The organism is Streptomyces sp. NPDC096339, assembly GCF_044762985.1.
GTDB lineage: Bacteria > Actinomycetota > Actinomycetes > Streptomycetales > Streptomycetaceae > Streptomyces.
Genome location: NZ_JBIWFI010000002.1, coordinates 579,578 through 595,101, shown reverse-complemented (window position 1 = coordinate 595,101; position 15,524 = coordinate 579,578). Strand labels below are relative to the sequence as shown.

Below are 15,524 nucleotides of genomic sequence, written 5' to 3'. Positions count from 1 at the left end.
AGCGGAATTGACCGGTCTGACGGGCTCCTGATTGACCCCTGTGGCCGGTCTATCCGGACCGTAGATTGGGGGACATGACAGAGATCGCGACCCGCGCCGCCACCGCCGAAGCCATCCACGACGCCCCCGGCAGCCTCATCACGCTGCTCACGGACACCGCCGAACTCACCTGCAACACCGCCACCTTCGACGAGGGCGCCGCCGGGGCCCCGGTGCACTTCCACACCAAGGCCACCGAGTTCTTCCACGTCACCGCGGGCCGGCTCGACGTCCTCGTCGGCGACGAGATCCAGACCCTCGGAGCCGGCGACTTCATCGCGATCCCGCCGGGCGTGAAGCACGCATTCGCCCCGGCCGCCGGCCACACCGCGAGCGTCTTCGTGGGCTTCACCCCCGGCATGGGCCGCTTCGACTACTACCGGCTCCTCGGCCGGGTCAACGCGGGCGAGGCCACCGTGCAGGACATCAAGGACAGCTCGGCGACCTACGACAACCACTACGCGGAGAGCGCCGCCTGGAGCGGCCGCCGCCGCAGCGCGGAGCCGTAGACCACGTCGGCGTCGAGACGGCGCAGTTCCTCCGAGATCAGTTCGGCGTTGCTGCGGATCTTCAGCGCCACCTTGCGGTCGACGCTCCCCGGCAGCACCAGCGTGGCCAGCGCGCCCGCGGGGCGGTCCACCCGGATCTCGCCGCCCGTGGTGCGCAGGGTCACCCGGGTGATCACGGGGCCGGGGCTCTCCGCCCGCTCCACCGGCACCCCGAGCCGGTCCTCCAGCCAGCGGGCCAGCAGCTCGGCGCTCACGTTGTCGGCCTCGCTCTCGACCGTCGCGCCGGTCACCGGCAGCGGCTTCTGGTCGAGCGCGGCGGCCAGCAGCGCCCGCCACTGGGTCAGCCTCGTCCAGGCCAGGTCGGTGTCGCCGGGGTGGTAGCCGGCGGCCCGCTCGTCGAGCACGGCCACCGGGTCCGCGGCGGCGGCCGCGTCGGTGATCCGGCGCTGCGCGAGCGCGCCCAGCGGGTCCCCCGCCAGGTCTGCGGGGGCGTCGGCCGGCCACCACGCCACCACGGGCGCGTCCGGCACGAGCAGCGGCAGCACGACCGAGGCGGTGTGCTCGGTCAGCGCCCCGTGCAGGCGCAGCATCACGATCTCCCCGGTGCCGGCATCGGTGCCGACCCGCAGCTCGGCGTCCATCCGGGTCGCCCGGAGCGTGAGCGGGCCGCGCGAGACCCGCTTGATCACCGCGATGATGCGGCACGGGTGCTCCCGCGAGGCCTCCGAGGCCGCGCGCACGGCGTCGTAGGCGTTCTCCTCGTCGGTGACGACCACGAGGGTCAGCACCAGCCCCATCGTGGGGCTGCCTATGGCCCGGCGGGCTTCGAGCAGGGCCCGGTTGACCTTGCTGGAGGTGGTGTCGGTGAGTTCGGTCCGCATACGACGAGTCTGTCAGCGAGTGCCCGCGTAGCGGCAACCGGTTCGCTCGACTCCGCCTCGAACCGCGGCCCGTACGCCCATGCTCACCGCCGCCGCCGGGCCGTACCGAAGATCGAGCGGGAGATCTCCCGGCCGAGCTGGGTCCCGACCGAGCGGGCCAGCGAGCGGAACAGCCCGCTCCCCACCACCTGTTCGGCCAGTGACGGCTCCGGCCTGGGGGCGCTCCGCGCGGCCCGCGCCGCCTCCTTCTCGACCTCCTTCGCCTCCTTCTCGGCGTCCGCGGCCGCGGCTGCCGCCTCCGCCTCGGCCTCGGCGGCGGCCTGTTCGGCGCTGATCTTCTCGTACGCGGACTCGCGGTCGACCGGCTCCGCGTAACGCGACCACAGCGGCGAGGACTTCACGGCCTGCTCCAGAGCACCCGCCTCGATCGGCCCCATGAGCGACTGCGGGGCGCGCAGTCTGGTCGCGGCCACCGGGGTGGGGGCGCCCTTCTCGCTGAGCACGGTGACGACGGCCTCGCCGGTGCCCAGCGTGGTGAGCAGCTCCTCAAGGTCGTAAGGGGAGTTGGGGAAGGTCTTCACCGTCGCCTTCAGCGCCTTGGCGTCGTCGGGGGTGAAGGCGCGCAGGGCGTGCTGCACGCGGTTGCCGAGCTGGGCGAGCACGTCGGCCGGTACGTCCTTGGGGGTCTGGGTCACGAAGAACACGCCGACGCCCTTGGAGCGGATGAGGCGGACGGTCTGGGTGATGGATTCCAGGAAGGCCTTCGAGGCGCCGTTGAAGAGCAGGTGGGCCTCGTCGAAGAAGAAGACGAGCTTGGGCTTCTCCAGGTCGCCGACCTCCGGCAGGTCCGTGTAGAGGTCGGCGAGCAGCCACATCAGGAAAGTGGAGAAGAGCTGCGGCTTGTCCTGGACCGCGGGGAGCTCCAGCAGGGAGACCGTCCCGCGGCCGTCGGCGGCGGTGCGCAGGAACTCGCCGCTGTCGAACTCGGGCTCGCCGAAGAACTCCGAGGCGCCCTGCTGCTCGAAGGCGGTCAGCGCCCGCAGGATCACCCCGGCGGTCACGGTGGACAGTCCGCCGATCCCCTTGAGCTCGGGTTTTCCCTTGTCGGAGACGAGGAAGGCGACGACCGCTCGCAGGTCCTTGAGGTCGATCAGCTCCAGGCCCTTGGAGTCGGCGTAGTGGAAGATCAGGCCGAGTGACTGCTCCTGCGTCCGGTTGAGCTGGAGCACCTTCGACAGCAGGACCGGGCCGAAGCCGGTGACGGTGGAGCGGACCGGGATCCCGGGGCCGATGCCGCCGAGCGAGTAGAACTCGACGGGGTATCCGGTGGGCTCCCACCTCTGGCCCACCTCCCGGGCCCGTTCGGCGACCTTCTCGCCCGCCGCACCCGGCGCGGAGATCCCCGAGACGTCTCCCTTGATGTCGGCGAGGAAGACGGGTACGCCTTGGGCGGACAACTGCTCGGCGATCAGCTGGAGCGTCTTGGTCTTGCCGGTGCCGGTGGCGCCCGCGACCAGACCGTGCCGGCTCAGCATCGACAGCGGGATGCGGATCTGTCGTTCCGGCAGGCAGGACCCTTCCCAGAGCAGGGCTCCCAGGTCGAGCGCCGGGCCCGTGAAGGCGTATCCGGCGGCGATCTCCGCAGCCGGTCCGGCCGCCTCGGCATGGTCCGTCGAGACGGCGGCGTCGGTGCTCTCGCTCATGCATCACTCCCGAAATAGCCCTGTTTGACACTTTTGCACCAACGTCGCGAGGCTGCGCCCGCAGGCACGGGCCCGGTAGGCTTTCCGTGTGATCTTCAAGCGCATCGGAAGCGGACGGCCGTACCCCGACCACGGCAGGGAAACCACCCGGCAGTGGGCGGACGTCGCGCCGCGCCCGGTCCGGCTCGACCAGCTGGTGACGACCAAGGGGCAGCTGGACCTGGAAACCCTGCTCGCCGAGGACTCCACCTTCTACGGCGACCTGTTCGCCCACGTCGTCAAGTGGCGGGGCGACCTCTACCTGGAGGACGGGCTGCACCGCGCCGTGCGCGCCGCCCTCCAGCAGCGCCAGGTGCTGCACGCGCGCGTCCTCGAAATGGACTGACCGCTTCGCGGCGGATTGCGCCTTTCGGGTCTCGATTGACCTATCAGCAGATCATTGAGTGGGCATCGCCCCCGGGCGGCACTACGCTGCGCCCATGAGCATGCTCACTCCCCCCGGCATGGGCGGAAAGTACCGCGTCACGGGAGCCGCCTACCCTCGCATGAGCCGTAAGCGGAGCCGTCGTCGGATCGTCCTCGCCGTGCTCGGCTCGGTCCTCGCGCTCGCCCTGCTCGGCTATGGAGCCCTGCAGCTCATCGACGTGTTCCAGGGCGACACCGCCAAACGGAACGCGGCTGCGGCCAAGAAGGACTGCGAGAAGAAGGCGGCCGCCGCCGCCAAGGGCGCCCCCGCGGTCGCCTCCCCGAAACCGGCGGTCGCCCTCCCGCAGCCCGGCGAGATCACCGTCAACGTCTACAACGCGACCCCGCGGGCCGGCCTCGCCAAGGCCGTCGGCGACGAACTGCAAAAACGCGGCTTCGTCATCGGCAAGGTCGGCAACGCCCCCGCCGACTTCGACAAGAAGGTCCCCGGCGCCGGGATACTGCTGGGTTCCCCCACGACCGACAAGGCCGCCTACTCGGTACTCGGCGCGCAGCTCGCCGGCGCCACCCAGCAGACCGACGCCCGCGAAGGCACGGACATCGACCTGATCCTGGGCGACGCCTTCAAGGACCTGACCACGAAGGAGGACGCGGACAAGGCGCTGGCCCTGCTGGCCAACCCCGCACCCGCGCCCGTCAAGTGCTGAACCGCTGCCCGGCCCTGCCGGCCGGGCAGTCGGCTCCCCGCGGCCCCGGGCCCGGGCCGCTCGAAGCCCCCTGGGACTGAGACGCGCTGCGGGCCCCGCGCCGCCGGAGGCTACTCCGCCGAGCCGTACATGCGGTCGCCCGCGTCGCCCAGCCCCGGCACGATGTAGCCGTGCTCGTTGAGCCGCTCGTCCACCGCGGCCGTCACCACCGTCACCGGCGTGCCCGCCAGTTCGCGCTCCATGATCTCCACGCCCTCCGGCGCGGCCAGCAGCACCACGGCCGTCACGTCGTCGGCGCCGCGCTTGATCAGCTCCTGGATCGCCGCGACCAGCGTGCCGCCGGTGGCGAGCATCGGGTCGACGACGTAGACCTGGCGGCCCGAGAGGTCCTCGGGCATGCGCGTCGCGTACGTGGAGGCCTCCAGGGTCTCCTCGTTGCGGACCATGCCCAGGAAGCCCACCTCGGCCGTCGGCAGCAGCCGCACCATGCCGTCGAGCATGCCGAGGCCGGCGCGCAGGATCGGCACCACCAGCGGACGCGGGTACGAGAGCTTCACGCCGGTCGTGGGGCCCACCGGGGTCTCGATGTCGGCCTGTTCGGTCCGCACGTCGCGCGTGGCCTCGTACGCGAGCAGGGTCACGAGCTCGTCGGCGAGCCGGCGGAACGTGGGCGAGTCGGTGCGCTTGTCGCGCAGGGTCGTGAGCTTGTGCGCCACCAAGGGGTGATCGACTACCTGCAAACGCACAACATCCTCCAAAATTCGGCCTGCGACCTGCAAAAACGGCCGCGAGACGCGACCCACACCCAAAAGGCTACGCGCTGACGCGGCTCCTCCGCGCCCTCGCGCGCCGCCCCCGCACGGGATGCGGATCACCCGTACGCCCCGCACGCTGGACTGATGACCCACTCACCGGTGATCGCGGCCGTCGACGGATCCGAACACAGCCTGAAGGCCCTGGAGTGGGCGCGGGACGCGGCCGTCCGGCACGGGACGGAGCTGCTGATCGCCCATGTCCTGCCCGACGAGGCCCAGTTGTATGCGGGCCGCCGTTCCTCACTTCGCGACGCCTCGGAGCCGGAGGAGTACGCCGACCCGGTGAACGAGCGGATACGGGCCCTGCTGGGCGGCAGCGGCGACGAACTGCCCGTGGGGGTCCGGTACGAGTCGCTGGAGGGCTCCGTCCCCGAGGCCCTGCGCGTGATCGGCGCGGAGGCCAGGATGCTGGTCATGGGCTCCCGGGGGCGCGGGGGCTTCGCCAGTCTGCTGCTGGGCTCCAACAGCCGCGCCGTGGCGTCCACGGCGCCCTGCCCGGTCGTGGTGGTCCCGCACGCGGAGCGGGCGGCGGAGGCCGGCACGGAGGAGTCCACGGGGAAGGTGGTCCTCGGCCTGCACGCCTCCGAGACCCCCGACGACGTACTGGTCTTCGCCTTCACGGAGGCCGCCGCGCGGGGGACCGCCGTACAGGTGGTCTCCGCGTACGTCATCCCGCCGGTGCCGACCATGGTGGTGGACGCCCCCTTCGTGGTGATCCCGCCCGAGGGGCTGCCGGAGGAGGGGGACGACGCGGTACCGGCCGAGCTGGAGATGCTGCGCTCCCAGACGGAGCGGCTGGCGCCCTTCCGGGCCCGGTACCCGGACGTCCCGGTCGAGCAGGCCGCCGTCCCCGGCGACCCGGCCGGCCGGCTCGTCACGGCCTCCCGGTCGGCGGCCCTGGTCGTGGTCGGCCGCCACCACCCGAGGCGCACCGCCCTGTCGTTCCAGATCGGCTCGGTGGCGCACGCGGTGCTCCACCACGCCCACGGCCCGGTGGCGGTCGTACCGACCCTGGAGGACGACGCCTGACCGCTCTCCGACCCCGCTGACCTGCTTGACCTGCACTTGGGTGGCATCAAACGGGCTGTTCGGGGGAAGGTGGGTGCGAGGGGGACGACCGACCAGCACGGGGTGGTGGCCGATGCCCGACACGCAGCCGAGCGACGACATGGCGGAACCGCCGGAGACCGCCGCACAGCGCCGAGCGCGCCGAGCGCAGTTCCTGCGCGACCTGATGGAGGCCCGCGCACTGCGCGACCGGGTCCAGCCCCGCCGCGCCCGCGCGGCCCGCATGCGCCAGCAGATGCGCATGCGCACCTTCCGCTGGTGACACGAGATCCGGCCGCTGGTGACACGAGATCCGGCCCCGCCCCCCGTCCGGCCCGTCCAGCCCCGCCGGCCCCATCCAGCCCCGCCGGCGTTTGAGGCGCGGGGCCCGGGGCAGAGCCCCGGCAACGGCGCCGCACACGGACGACACGCCCCGGCGCGGACCCGCCCGCAACCCCAGCCGGGAGGCGCCACGGCACGACGCAAGCGCGGAAGACCTCTCGCAAAGCCGCCGTTTCTGCCACGATGCCGATTGGGCGGGGCACGGACGGCAACGCAGCACCGCACGACGCACCACAGCCGTTCCGCCCCAACCTCCGGCCGGGGGGACCTCCAACCGGCACGCCTAAGACCAGTGGGAGAGTCACGGTGTACTTCGCCGCACTGCTCGCGCGCACCGAAGACGGGTGGGAAGCGAGCGACATGGAACTCGACGACGTCGAGTCCCTCAGTGATCTGATCGATCTCGCCCGTTCCGCCGCTGTCGACGACGACACGGTGGTCGCCCTCATCGAGCAGGAGGACGCCTGGTTCGGCGTCGTCCGCGTGGACGGCGAGGAGGACCCGCGGTACTTCGTATCGAACGCCGCCGCGGCCGCCCGCAGCTCCTACGGCTCGATGCTGACCAAAGAGCTGCTGGGCAACGACGAGGAGGACGACGAACTCGACGAGCTCGACCTGGACGGCACCGAGGACGGTGAGGAGGACTCCGTGTCCGCCTACGCGGACGAGGACGCCGACGAGGACGAGACGGGCGGGAGCGGCGCGGAGCCGGTTCCGGCCGGTCCGCTCGGTGACCCCAGGCTGCTGGACGACCTCGGGGTGACCAACAAGCAGCTGATGACCCTCGACGGGGACGCTCTCTCGGAGATCGCCGAGTCCCTCGGCGCCACCGAGGTCCTGGAGGCCGTCCGCTAGTGATCCACATGCAGGACGCGCACACTCCGGATCCCGTACGGGATCCCTGGCGGGACTCCATGCGCCTCGCGCTCCAGGAGGCCGCCCTGGCGGTGCCGGCCGGCGACGTGCCGGTCGGCGCCGTCGTGCTCGGCCCGGCGGGGGAGCTCCTCGCCACGGGCCACAACGAGCGCGAGGCGACCGGCGACCCGACCGCGCACGCCGAGGTGGTCGCGCTGCGGCGGGCGGCGGCAGCGCTCGGGGAATGGCGCCTTCCGGGGTGCACCCTCGTGGTGACCCTGGAACCGTGCGTGATGTGCGCGGGCGCGCTCGTGCAGTCGCGCGTCGCCCGGGTCGTCTACGGCGCGGACGACGACAAGGCGGGCGCCGCGGGCTCGCTGTGGGACCTCGTACGGGACCGCAGGCTCAACCACCGGCCGGAGGTGGTCCGGGGCGTCCTCGCGGAGGAGTGCGCCCGGCAGCTGACGGAGTTCTTCCGCACCCTCTGATGCGGTTTTCACCCGGTTTGGCACGCTCGCCGGACGCCGATTTCAGAGGATGCCGCTCCGTAGGCTAGGATCCATCTCGGTAGTGTGTCCGAGTGGCCGAAGGAGCTCGCCTCGAAAGCGAGTATGGGGCAACCCATCGGGGGTTCAAATCCCTCCACTACCGCTCCGATCGAGAGCCCCGCCCCGCAAGGGACGGGGCTCTCGGCGTACCGGAACCCGAATCCGCCCCCCGAATCCAGCCCCACCGGCGCCTGAGGCGCGGGGATCCGGAGGCAGCGCCCCGAATCCAGCCCTGCCGGCGTTTGCGCGGGGATCCGGGGGCAGCGCCCCAAATCCAGCCCTGCCGGCGTTTGCGCGGGGATCCGGGGGCAGCGCCCCAAATCCAGCCCCACCGGCGTTTGCGCGGGGATCCGGGGGCAGCGCCCCAAATCCAGCCCCGCCGGCGTTTGAGGCGCGGGGTCCGGGGCAGAGCCCCGGCAACGGCGCCGCACCCGCCCGCGGCCCGCGCCCCCGGGGGAACCGCCCGCCTGTCCGGAGGACAACGGCGTGACCGCCCGCCCCCTCGGCCGTTGTCACGGCATGACCAAGACCCAGCGCATGCTCGCCGCCATCGCCCTCGCGGGGGCCGCCGCGGGCCTCGCCGCTCCCGCCGCCTCCGCCGCAGACGCCCCGATCTCGCCCCTCTCGCTCCCCGACCTGCCGACGTCCGCCCCCGGCATGCCGGCCGGCGCGCAGCCCGCCTCCGTCCAGGAGATCGGCGCGAAGCTCAGCGAGGGCGCGAACCAGCTCAACCAGCTGATGGAGCTGCCGAACCAGCTGGCACCCGTCATCGCGCCCGTACAGCCCATCGCGGACCTGGCCGGCGGCATCGAATAGGACGTACGGAACGGCGGGTCGACGACAGGCGCACACGAAGAAGGCCCCGACCGCGGGGGCCGGGACCTTCGACGTATGGGACGGGGGAAGTGGCATCGGGGGGACAAGCCACTTCCCCCGTTGAGGACGGAACCTGCCGACCCGGGCCGCAGTCAGGGGGAAGCTTGCGGCTCGGACCCCGCAGTGAGGCCCTGTCCCTCACCCACCGGTTTCCTGCCAGAACCGGTGGGCTCACAACAAGCATGCGCCCCGCACGGAGGCCGCCCCAGCGGCAAAGGGCCCGTCCCACCGGGTCATTGGTCCTTAAAGGACAGGTGAGTGCCCAATCCTGACCGGTTAGACTCACCCGACTCACAAAGGACCGGTTGGGGAGGCCGTGCGCCCGTGGACACCAAGAAGCTCATCACGAGCGCCCTGACCGTCTTCGTCCTCTTCGTCATCATCACCCAGCCGAAGAGGGCCGCCGAGATCGTGGAAATCGGCTTCCAGGGGATATCGGACGCAGCCTCCGGCATCGGCGAGTTCATGACCGAACTGGTGCGCTGACCCGTACGCTGAGGCCGTTCCCGGACTTCCGGCCCCCACTCCGACGGGTGGGGGTTTTTTGCGTACCCGCAGCCGGATGGAATGCCACGATATGCCCAACTTGCCCTCAACACGGCGATATACGGTGCTTGCACACAGTGCACATCTCTTGTGATGCTATGACCGCTTTTGACGGATGCGTTGACTGAAGTTGACTGAAGGGGTGGCGTGACCGTGCCGGCCAGTACAGCGCCTCAGGTGCCACCCCAGCAGGACCCCCAGCAAGAGGCCCACCAGGCCCACCACCCGGTCCAGCAGGCCCACCCGGACCCCCAGGTCCCGCCGCAGCAGGACGAGCCCCCCGCGACGCCCCCGGCGACCACCCCGGCGACGGCCGCGCCCACCCCCGGCGCCCAGCGGACCCAGAGCCGGGGCGCGGACACCCGGGCCCTCACCCAGGTCCTCTTCGGGCAGCTGAAGGCCCTGGAACCGGGCACCAGCGAGCACAACCGGGTGCGCGGGGCCCTCATCGAGGCCAACCTCCCCCTCGTGCGCTACGCGGCCGCCCGCTTCCGCAGCCGCAACGAGCCGATGGAGGACGTGGTCCAGGTCGGCACCATCGGCCTGATCAACGCCATCGACCGCTTCGACCCGGACCGGGGCGTGCAGTTCCCGACCTTCGCGATGCCGACCGTCGTGGGCGAGATCAAGCGGTACTTCCGCGACAACGTACGGACCGTGCACGTCCCGCGCCGCCTCCACGAGCTGTGGGTGCAGGTCAACGCCGCCACCGAGGACCTCACGACCCTCCACGGCCGCACCCCGACCACCCCCGAGATCGCCGAACGGCTGCGCATCACCGAGGACGAGGTGCTGTCCTGCATCGAGGCCGGGCGGAGTTACCACGCGACCTCGCTGGAGGCCGCCCAGGAGGGCGACGGGATGCCCGGGCTGCTCGACCGCCTCGGGTACGAGGACCCCGAGCTGGCCGGGGTCGAACACCGTGACCTCGTACGCCATCTCCTCGTACAACTGCCCGAGCGCGAACAGCGGATCCTGCTCCTGCGGTACTACAACAATCTGACGCAGTCCCAGATCAGCGCCGAGCTGGGCGTTTCCCAGATGCACGTCTCCCGGCTGCTCGCCCGCAGCTTCGCCCGACTGCGATCCGCAAACAGGATCGAGGCGTAACCGGAACGGGTGGAGATCATCCGCCCGTTTTCCCGACAGAACGGGCTGATCCCCCTCTGACCTGTTCTGTCGCTGGAGACATATGTCGATATGGCGCTACAGCGCGTTGCCGACATGTGACATTCTGCTGGAACCGCGTTTGCCGCAGCCCCGCCTCCGGTATTCAGGTGGAGGCTGCGTTCCTCCGACGGGCGCGCAGTACGCGACCGTCCGCGACCTCAAGGGGGTGGCATGTCCGTAGACCAGGGCAGCTCCAAGGTGCTCACGCTCGTCAAGAGCACGGCGCCGCCGGCAGTGTCCAACCGCTCGGAAGCCATCGACACCCGCACTCTCTCCCGCTCCCTCTTCCAGCGACTTGCCACCCTGGACCTGGACAGCCCCGAACGGGCGTACGTACGCGACACCCTGATCGAGCTGAACCTGCCGCTCGTGCGGTACGCGGCGGCCCGCTTCCGCAGCCGCAACGAGCCGATGGAGGACATCGTCCAGGTCGGCACCATCGGCCTGATCAAGGCGATCGACCGCTTCGACTGCGAACGCGGCGTGGAGTTCCCGACGTTCGCGATGCCGACCGTCGTGGGCGAGATCAAACGATTCTTTCGGGACACCTCCTGGTCCGTCCGCGTCCCGCGCCGGCTCCAGGAGCTGCGCCTCGCGCTGACCAAGGCCAGCGACGAGCTCGCGCAGAAGCTGGACCGGTCGCCGACCGTGCCGGAGCTCGCCGCCGTGCTCGGGGTCTCGGAGGAGGACGTCGTCGACGGCCTCGCCGTCGGCAACGCGTACACCGCCTCCTCGCTCGACTCGCCCTCCCCGGAGGACGAGGGCGGCGAGGGCTCGCTCGCGGACCGTCTCGGCTACGAGGACACCGCGCTCGAAGGCGTCGAGTACCGCGAGTCCCTCAAGCCGCTGCTCGCCAAACTCCCGCCCCGGGAACGGCAGATCATCATGCTGCGGTTCTTCGCGAACATGACCCAGTCGCAGATCGGCGAGGAGGTCGGCATCTCCCAGATGCACGTCTCCCGGCTGCTGACGCGCACGCTGGCGCAGCTGCGGGCGGGCCTCATCGGGGAGTGACGCGGGGCGGGTCCGGGTCGGATCGAGCCGCGCGGGTTCCCAATTGACGGAGCGTCAGTAAAACTGGCGCGATGCGAACGGGATCCCGTACGGCCGCCCCGGCCGCCCTCCTCGCCCTGTGCTGCACGGCCGTCGCCGCCCTCACCGGCTGCGGGGGCCCGGCGCGGGACGGATACATCGCCGTGGGCGCCGCCGCCCCTGGGCCCGAACGGGGGGCCGGCGACAACGTGGCGCCGCAGGGCGCCGTGGAGTTCCAGCAGCTCGGCGGCCCGTCGGCGGCCGGCAGCTCCTCCGCTTCCGCCAGTACGTCGGCCGGTACGTCGACCGGCCCGGCGGGGTCCGAGTCCCCCGGCGGCTCCGCCCCGGGCGGAGCGGCACCCGCCGCCCCCGGAGGCTCCGCGAACGCCCCCGGCACCGCCCCCGGCCAGGGTTCGGCCACCACCGCCCCCGGCACCCCGTCCGGGCCGGGCGGCACACCGGGCTCGGGCGGCGGCACGGGCTCGGGCGGCGGCACGGGCTCGGGCGGCGGCACGCCGACGAAGCCCGGCACGACACCTCCGGCGCCGCCCACGACCCCCGCGAAGCTGACGCTGTCCACGCCGACCCGGTCGGCCGCCGGCGACCGCTGGTGCGAGCGGGTCACCGTGACCTTCACCAACACCGGTACCACGGAGGCACGTTCGGGCACGGTCAGCTTCGCGACCCACATCATCGGCGCCCTCGGCGTCGACTGGGCCACGATCACCACGACCCAGGCCCTGCCCGCGCCCATCGCGGGCGGCAGCTCGAAGACGCAGGTCTACACGGTGTGCGTGGAGGCCTGGCGGGTGCCGCTGGGCATGCACGTGGAGACCCGGAAGGTCACCGCCACCTGGAACTGAGGCCTCGGGGCCGTCAGTGCAGGACGACCCAGGCCGCCGCGCCGATCATGACGACGAGCGCGATCACCAGCGCGATCTTCGCGACCGGGGTCCCGGACCGCTCCTGCGCCTGCGCCTCGCGGCGCTGCCGACGGGAGCCGGCCCCCGTCTGCGAGACCGGGGCGGCCTCCTCCACGAAGGCCCGGAACATCTGAGTGCTGCCCGCGGGGTCGTAGTCGCCCTCGGGGCCCTGTGAGGTGTGGTTCGCAGCCATGGGTCAGGACCCTAGCGGGTTTTCCGATTCCTTTACCGCCCCACCCCAAGGATTCATTTGCCTGTAGCAACCATCTGCTTCTATGGTTGCTTGAAGCAACAAGATGGGGAGGGCGTGCGGTGACCACCACCACTCGGTACGAGGAGCTGGCCCGCCGGCTCACCGGGATCGGCGCGGTCAAGCGCGACCTCGCCCGTGTCCTGCCCCCCGACTGCCCACCGGGCGCGGCCGCCGTCCTCACCGTCCTCGACCGGCACGGCGAGATGCGGCTGAGCCGGCTGACCGAGCTCATGGCCGTCGACATCTCCGTGACCAGCCGGCACGTCACGCACGTCGCCGAACGCGGCTGGATCGCGCGGGAGGCCGACCCGGGGGACGGGCGCTGCCGGATCCTGCGGCTCACCCCGTCCGGGCACGCGCTCCTCGCCGAGCTCGGAGCCCGCTACACGGCCGCGCTGGAGAAGGCACTGGCCGACTGGTCCGCCGAGGACATCGACGTACTCAACACCCTGCTGGCCCGACTCCGATCGAGCTTCTAGACCAAAGGAAACACATGGCCACGACGGAGAAGCCGACAGGCGGCACGTCCACCACCGCCTCCGGCACCACCCCCGACACCCCGTCCATGACCCACCCGCAGATCATGAAGGCGCTGTCCGGGCTGATGCTCGGCATGTTCGTGGCGATCCTGTCCTCGACGATCGTCTCCAACGCCCTGCCCCAGATCATCAGCGACCTCGGCGGCACCCAGTCCTCGTACACCTGGGTCGTCACCGCCGCCCTGCTGTCGATGACGGCCGCGACCCCGCTGTGGGGCAAGCTGTCCGACCTCTTCAGCAAGAAGCTGCTGGTCCAGATATCCCTGGTGATCTACGTACTCGGCTCCGTGGTCGCCGGCCTGTCGCAGAACACCGGCACGCTCATCGCCTGCCGCGTGGTCCAGGGCATCGGCGTCGGCGGCCTGTCCGCGCTCGCCCAGATCGTCATGGCCGCGATGATCTCGCCGCGCGAGCGCGGCCGGTACAGCGGCTACCTCGGCGCGGTCTTCGCCGTCGCCACCGTCGGCGGCCCGCTGCTCGGCGGCGTCATCACCGACACCGACTGGCTGGGCTGGCGCTGGTGCTTCTACGTCGGCGTGCCCTTCGCGGTGATCGCGCTGATCGTGCTCCAGCGGACGCTGCACCTGCCCGTCGTCCGGCGTGACGTGAAGGTCGACTGGCTCGGCGCCTTCCTGATCAGCGGCGCCGTCTCGCTGCTGCTGATCTGGGTCACGCAGGCCGGCGACTCCTACGAGTGGATCTCCTGGCAGACCTGGACGATGACCGGCGGCGCGGTGCTGCTCGGCCTGCTCTTCGTCCTCGTCGAGTCCCGCGCGAGCGACCCGATCATCCCGCTGCGGCTGTTCCGCAACAAGACCATCAGCCTCGCCTCGGCGGCCTCCCTCTTCGTGGGCATCGCGATGTTCTCGGGGACCGTGTTTTTCAGCCAGTTCTTCCAGTTGGCCCGCGGCGAGTCCCCCACGATGTCCGGAATCCTCACCATTCCGATGATCGGCGGGCTCTTCGTCTCCTCCACGGTTTCCGGTCAGGTGATCACCAAGACCGGTAAGTGGAAGGCCTGGCTGGTCTCCGGCGGCGTCCTGTTGACGGCCGGACTGGGGCTGCTCGGCACGCTGCGGTACGACACCCCGTACTGGCACATCGCGATCTACATGGCGCTGACGGGCCTCGGTCTCGGCATGATGATGCAGAACCTGGTCCTCGCCACCCAGAACCAGGTGGCCCCCGAGGACCTGGGCGCGGCCAGCTCGGTCGTGACGTTCTTCCGCTCGCTCGGCGGTGCGATGGGCGTCTCGGCGCTGGGTGCGGTGATGGCCAACCGGGTCACGCACTACGTCCAGGACGGGATCGCCGCGCTCGGCCCGAAGGCCGCGGCGGCCATGGGTCACGGCGGCACCGCCGGTGGCGGGATCCCCGACCTCGACAAGCTGCCCGCGCCGATCCGCACGGTCGTCGAGTCCTCGTACGGGCACGGCGTCGGCGACGTCTTCCTGTACGCCGCCCCGTTCGCGCTGCTCTCCCTCGTGCTGGTGCTGTTCATCAAGGAGGTCGCGCTGAAGTCGAAGCCGGCGGCCCACGCCCCGACGGCGGCTTCCGCGGAGCCGGCCTCCGAGGCGGCCTCCCTGCGGGCCTAGGGTCTGTCGGGATCCGGAAGAGGCGCCTGACCGGCGGCCTTCGCCTCGATGCCCGCGATCAGGACGTCGAGCGCGAGGCAGAAGTCGCCCTCGGGCGGCCGCCGGACCGTGCCCCCGCAGCCGTGCAGGAACTGCGAGACGGCCAGGTGGGCGCCGGTCCGGGCGGTGTCCGTCAGGCCGGTCGCGTCCAGCAGCCGCTGGAGGTCGGCGTCGAAGGCCCGGGCGTGCGGGCCGATGTTCGGGTAGGCGGCGGTGAGCGGAGCCACCCAGGGGTGGTCCGCCAGGACCCTCCGGTACCCGCGGGCCAGCGCCCGCAGCCGCCCGGACCAGCCGTCGGACCCCTCGGACCCGGTCGGGGGCGCGAGTTCGCCCAGGGCGCTGTCCAGGGCGAGTTCGAGCAGATCGTGCTTGGTGTCCACGTACCAGTACAGGGACATCGCGGTGACCCCGAGCCCGGCGGCGAGCCGCCGCATCGAGAACCGGGCCAGCCCCTCGGTGTCGAGCAGCCGCACGGTGGCCGCGGTGATCCGTTCCCGGTCCAGCCCGGAGGGTGCCTCGCTGCGGCGTCTCGCGGGGGCGGCGGACCTGTCGGCCAGCCACACACTGGCCCGGATCTCACCGGAATCGGCCGCGGTCATCATGGAGGCACCCTCCTCATGACAGGTGGATCAGCCCGGAATGCCCGGTCCGCCCTCTCGATGCTAGGGGGTGTCGGGTC

At 71.6% G+C, this 15,524-nt stretch carries 19 protein-coding genes and 1 tRNA gene; 15 read left to right on the top strand and 5 right to left on the bottom strand.

Going from position 1 to position 15,524, the window contains the following annotated elements; translation table 11 throughout:
* Nucleotides 1-74 precede the first annotated feature (74 nt).
* Nucleotides 75-548: a cupin domain-containing protein gene (locus ACIQ5Y_RS06145; protein ID WP_403875466.1), complete on the top strand. Its 474-nt coding sequence runs from the start codon at nt 75-77 to the stop codon at nt 546-548.
* On the opposite strand, the gene opcA is transcribed toward ACIQ5Y_RS06145, so the two are convergent.
* Together opcA and ACIQ5Y_RS06135 are read right to left on the bottom strand one after the other, a co-directional pair.
* Nucleotides 497-1,429 carry a glucose-6-phosphate dehydrogenase assembly protein OpcA gene (opcA, locus tag ACIQ5Y_RS06140; protein ID WP_403875463.1) on the bottom strand — a complete coding sequence of 311 codons (933 nt, stop codon included), beginning with the start codon at nt 1,427-1,429 and terminating at the stop codon, nt 497-499. The two genes, ACIQ5Y_RS06145 and opcA, sit on opposite strands and share 52 nt — an antisense overlap.
* Before the next feature lie 83 nt (nt 1,430-1,512).
* Nucleotides 1,513-3,132, bottom strand: a complete 1,620-nt coding sequence (locus ACIQ5Y_RS06135; protein WP_403875460.1) for a helicase HerA-like domain-containing protein — start codon at nt 3,130-3,132, stop codon at nt 1,513-1,515.
* 88 nt (nt 3,133-3,220) lie between these two features.
* Here ACIQ5Y_RS06135 and ACIQ5Y_RS06130 point away from each other — a divergent pair, with 88 nt between their 5' ends.
* Nucleotides 3,221-3,517 carry a type II toxin-antitoxin system VapB family antitoxin gene (locus tag ACIQ5Y_RS06130; protein WP_030010424.1) on the top strand — a complete coding sequence of 99 codons (297 nt, stop codon included), beginning with the start codon at nt 3,221-3,223 and terminating at the stop codon, nt 3,515-3,517.
* Nucleotides 3,518-3,611: 94 nt separating this feature from the next.
* The gene (locus tag ACIQ5Y_RS06125) at nt 3,612-4,265 is read left to right on the top strand and encodes a LytR C-terminal domain-containing protein (protein WP_403875457.1); all 654 of its coding nucleotides are present in this window, start codon (nt 3,612-3,614) and stop codon (nt 4,263-4,265) included.
* Between the two features lie 110 nt (nt 4,266-4,375).
* Here ACIQ5Y_RS06125 and upp read toward each other — a convergent pair whose 3' ends face one another.
* Nucleotides 4,376-5,011, bottom strand: coding sequence for a uracil phosphoribosyltransferase (upp, locus tag ACIQ5Y_RS06120; RefSeq protein ID WP_376659269.1), 636 nt, complete (start codon nt 5,009-5,011; stop codon nt 4,376-4,378).
* A gap of 153 nt (nt 5,012-5,164) precedes the next feature.
* Here upp and ACIQ5Y_RS06115 point away from each other — a divergent pair, with 153 nt between their 5' ends.
* From ACIQ5Y_RS06115 to ACIQ5Y_RS06070, 10 genes are all read left to right on the top strand, one after another.
* A complete protein-coding gene (locus ACIQ5Y_RS06115; RefSeq protein WP_403875454.1) occupies nt 5,165-6,109 on the top strand; it encodes a universal stress protein in 945 nt (314 codons plus the stop codon).
* A gap of 112 nt (nt 6,110-6,221) precedes the next feature.
* Complete coding sequence (locus ACIQ5Y_RS06110; protein ID WP_384748521.1) at nt 6,222-6,410, top strand: hypothetical protein; 189 nt, start codon at nt 6,222-6,224, stop codon at nt 6,408-6,410.
* A 365-nt stretch (nt 6,411-6,775) separates the two neighbouring features.
* On the top strand, nt 6,776-7,324 hold the full coding sequence (locus ACIQ5Y_RS06105) for a hypothetical protein (protein ID WP_403875450.1): 549 nt from the start codon (nt 6,776-6,778) through the stop codon (nt 7,322-7,324).
* Nucleotides 7,325-7,332: 8 nt separating this feature from the next.
* A complete protein-coding gene (gene tadA, locus ACIQ5Y_RS06100) occupies nt 7,333-7,812 on the top strand; it encodes a tRNA adenosine(34) deaminase TadA (protein WP_403875705.1) in 480 nt (159 codons plus the stop codon).
* Between the two features lie 78 nt (nt 7,813-7,890).
* Nucleotides 7,891-7,975: transfer RNA gene (locus ACIQ5Y_RS06095), tRNA-Ser, on the top strand.
* A 383-nt stretch (nt 7,976-8,358) separates the two neighbouring features.
* On the top strand, nt 8,359-8,688 hold the full coding sequence (locus ACIQ5Y_RS06090; RefSeq protein ID WP_403875446.1) for a hypothetical protein: 330 nt from the start codon (nt 8,359-8,361) through the stop codon (nt 8,686-8,688).
* A 384-nt stretch (nt 8,689-9,072) separates the two neighbouring features.
* Complete coding sequence (locus tag ACIQ5Y_RS06085) at nt 9,073-9,234, top strand: hypothetical protein (protein ID WP_365172386.1); 162 nt, start codon at nt 9,073-9,075, stop codon at nt 9,232-9,234.
* Nucleotides 9,235-9,471: 237 nt separating this feature from the next.
* Nucleotides 9,472-10,404 carry an RNA polymerase sigma factor SigF gene (locus ACIQ5Y_RS06080; RefSeq protein ID WP_403875442.1) on the top strand — a complete coding sequence of 311 codons (933 nt, stop codon included), beginning with the start codon at nt 9,472-9,474 and terminating at the stop codon, nt 10,402-10,404.
* 231 nt (nt 10,405-10,635) lie between these two features.
* The gene (locus ACIQ5Y_RS06075; protein ID WP_403875439.1) at nt 10,636-11,478 is read left to right on the top strand and encodes an RNA polymerase sigma factor SigF; all 843 of its coding nucleotides are present in this window, start codon (nt 10,636-10,638) and stop codon (nt 11,476-11,478) included.
* A gap of 71 nt (nt 11,479-11,549) precedes the next feature.
* Nucleotides 11,550-12,359: a hypothetical protein gene (locus tag ACIQ5Y_RS06070; protein ID WP_403875436.1), complete on the top strand. Its 810-nt coding sequence runs from the start codon at nt 11,550-11,552 to the stop codon at nt 12,357-12,359.
* Nucleotides 12,360-12,372: 13 nt separating this feature from the next.
* Here ACIQ5Y_RS06070 and ACIQ5Y_RS06065 read toward each other — a convergent pair whose 3' ends face one another.
* Nucleotides 12,373-12,612, bottom strand: a complete 240-nt coding sequence (locus tag ACIQ5Y_RS06065) for a hypothetical protein (RefSeq protein WP_403875433.1) — start codon at nt 12,610-12,612, stop codon at nt 12,373-12,375.
* 119 nt (nt 12,613-12,731) lie between these two features.
* Between ACIQ5Y_RS06065 and ACIQ5Y_RS06060 the strand changes: the two genes are divergently transcribed.
* Both ACIQ5Y_RS06060 and ACIQ5Y_RS06055 read left to right on the top strand, forming a co-directional pair.
* Nucleotides 12,732-13,151, top strand: a complete 420-nt coding sequence (locus tag ACIQ5Y_RS06060) for a MarR family winged helix-turn-helix transcriptional regulator (RefSeq protein ID WP_403875430.1) — start codon at nt 12,732-12,734, stop codon at nt 13,149-13,151.
* 14 nt (nt 13,152-13,165) lie between these two features.
* The gene (locus ACIQ5Y_RS06055) at nt 13,166-14,806 is read left to right on the top strand and encodes an MDR family MFS transporter (protein ID WP_403875427.1); all 1,641 of its coding nucleotides are present in this window, start codon (nt 13,166-13,168) and stop codon (nt 14,804-14,806) included.
* On the opposite strand, the gene ACIQ5Y_RS06050 is transcribed toward ACIQ5Y_RS06055, so the two are convergent.
* Nucleotides 14,803-15,447 carry a TetR/AcrR family transcriptional regulator gene (locus tag ACIQ5Y_RS06050; protein ID WP_403875424.1) on the bottom strand — a complete coding sequence of 215 codons (645 nt, stop codon included), beginning with the start codon at nt 15,445-15,447 and terminating at the stop codon, nt 14,803-14,805. The two genes, ACIQ5Y_RS06055 and ACIQ5Y_RS06050, sit on opposite strands and share 4 nt — an antisense overlap.
* Nucleotides 15,448-15,524 lie beyond the last annotated feature (77 nt).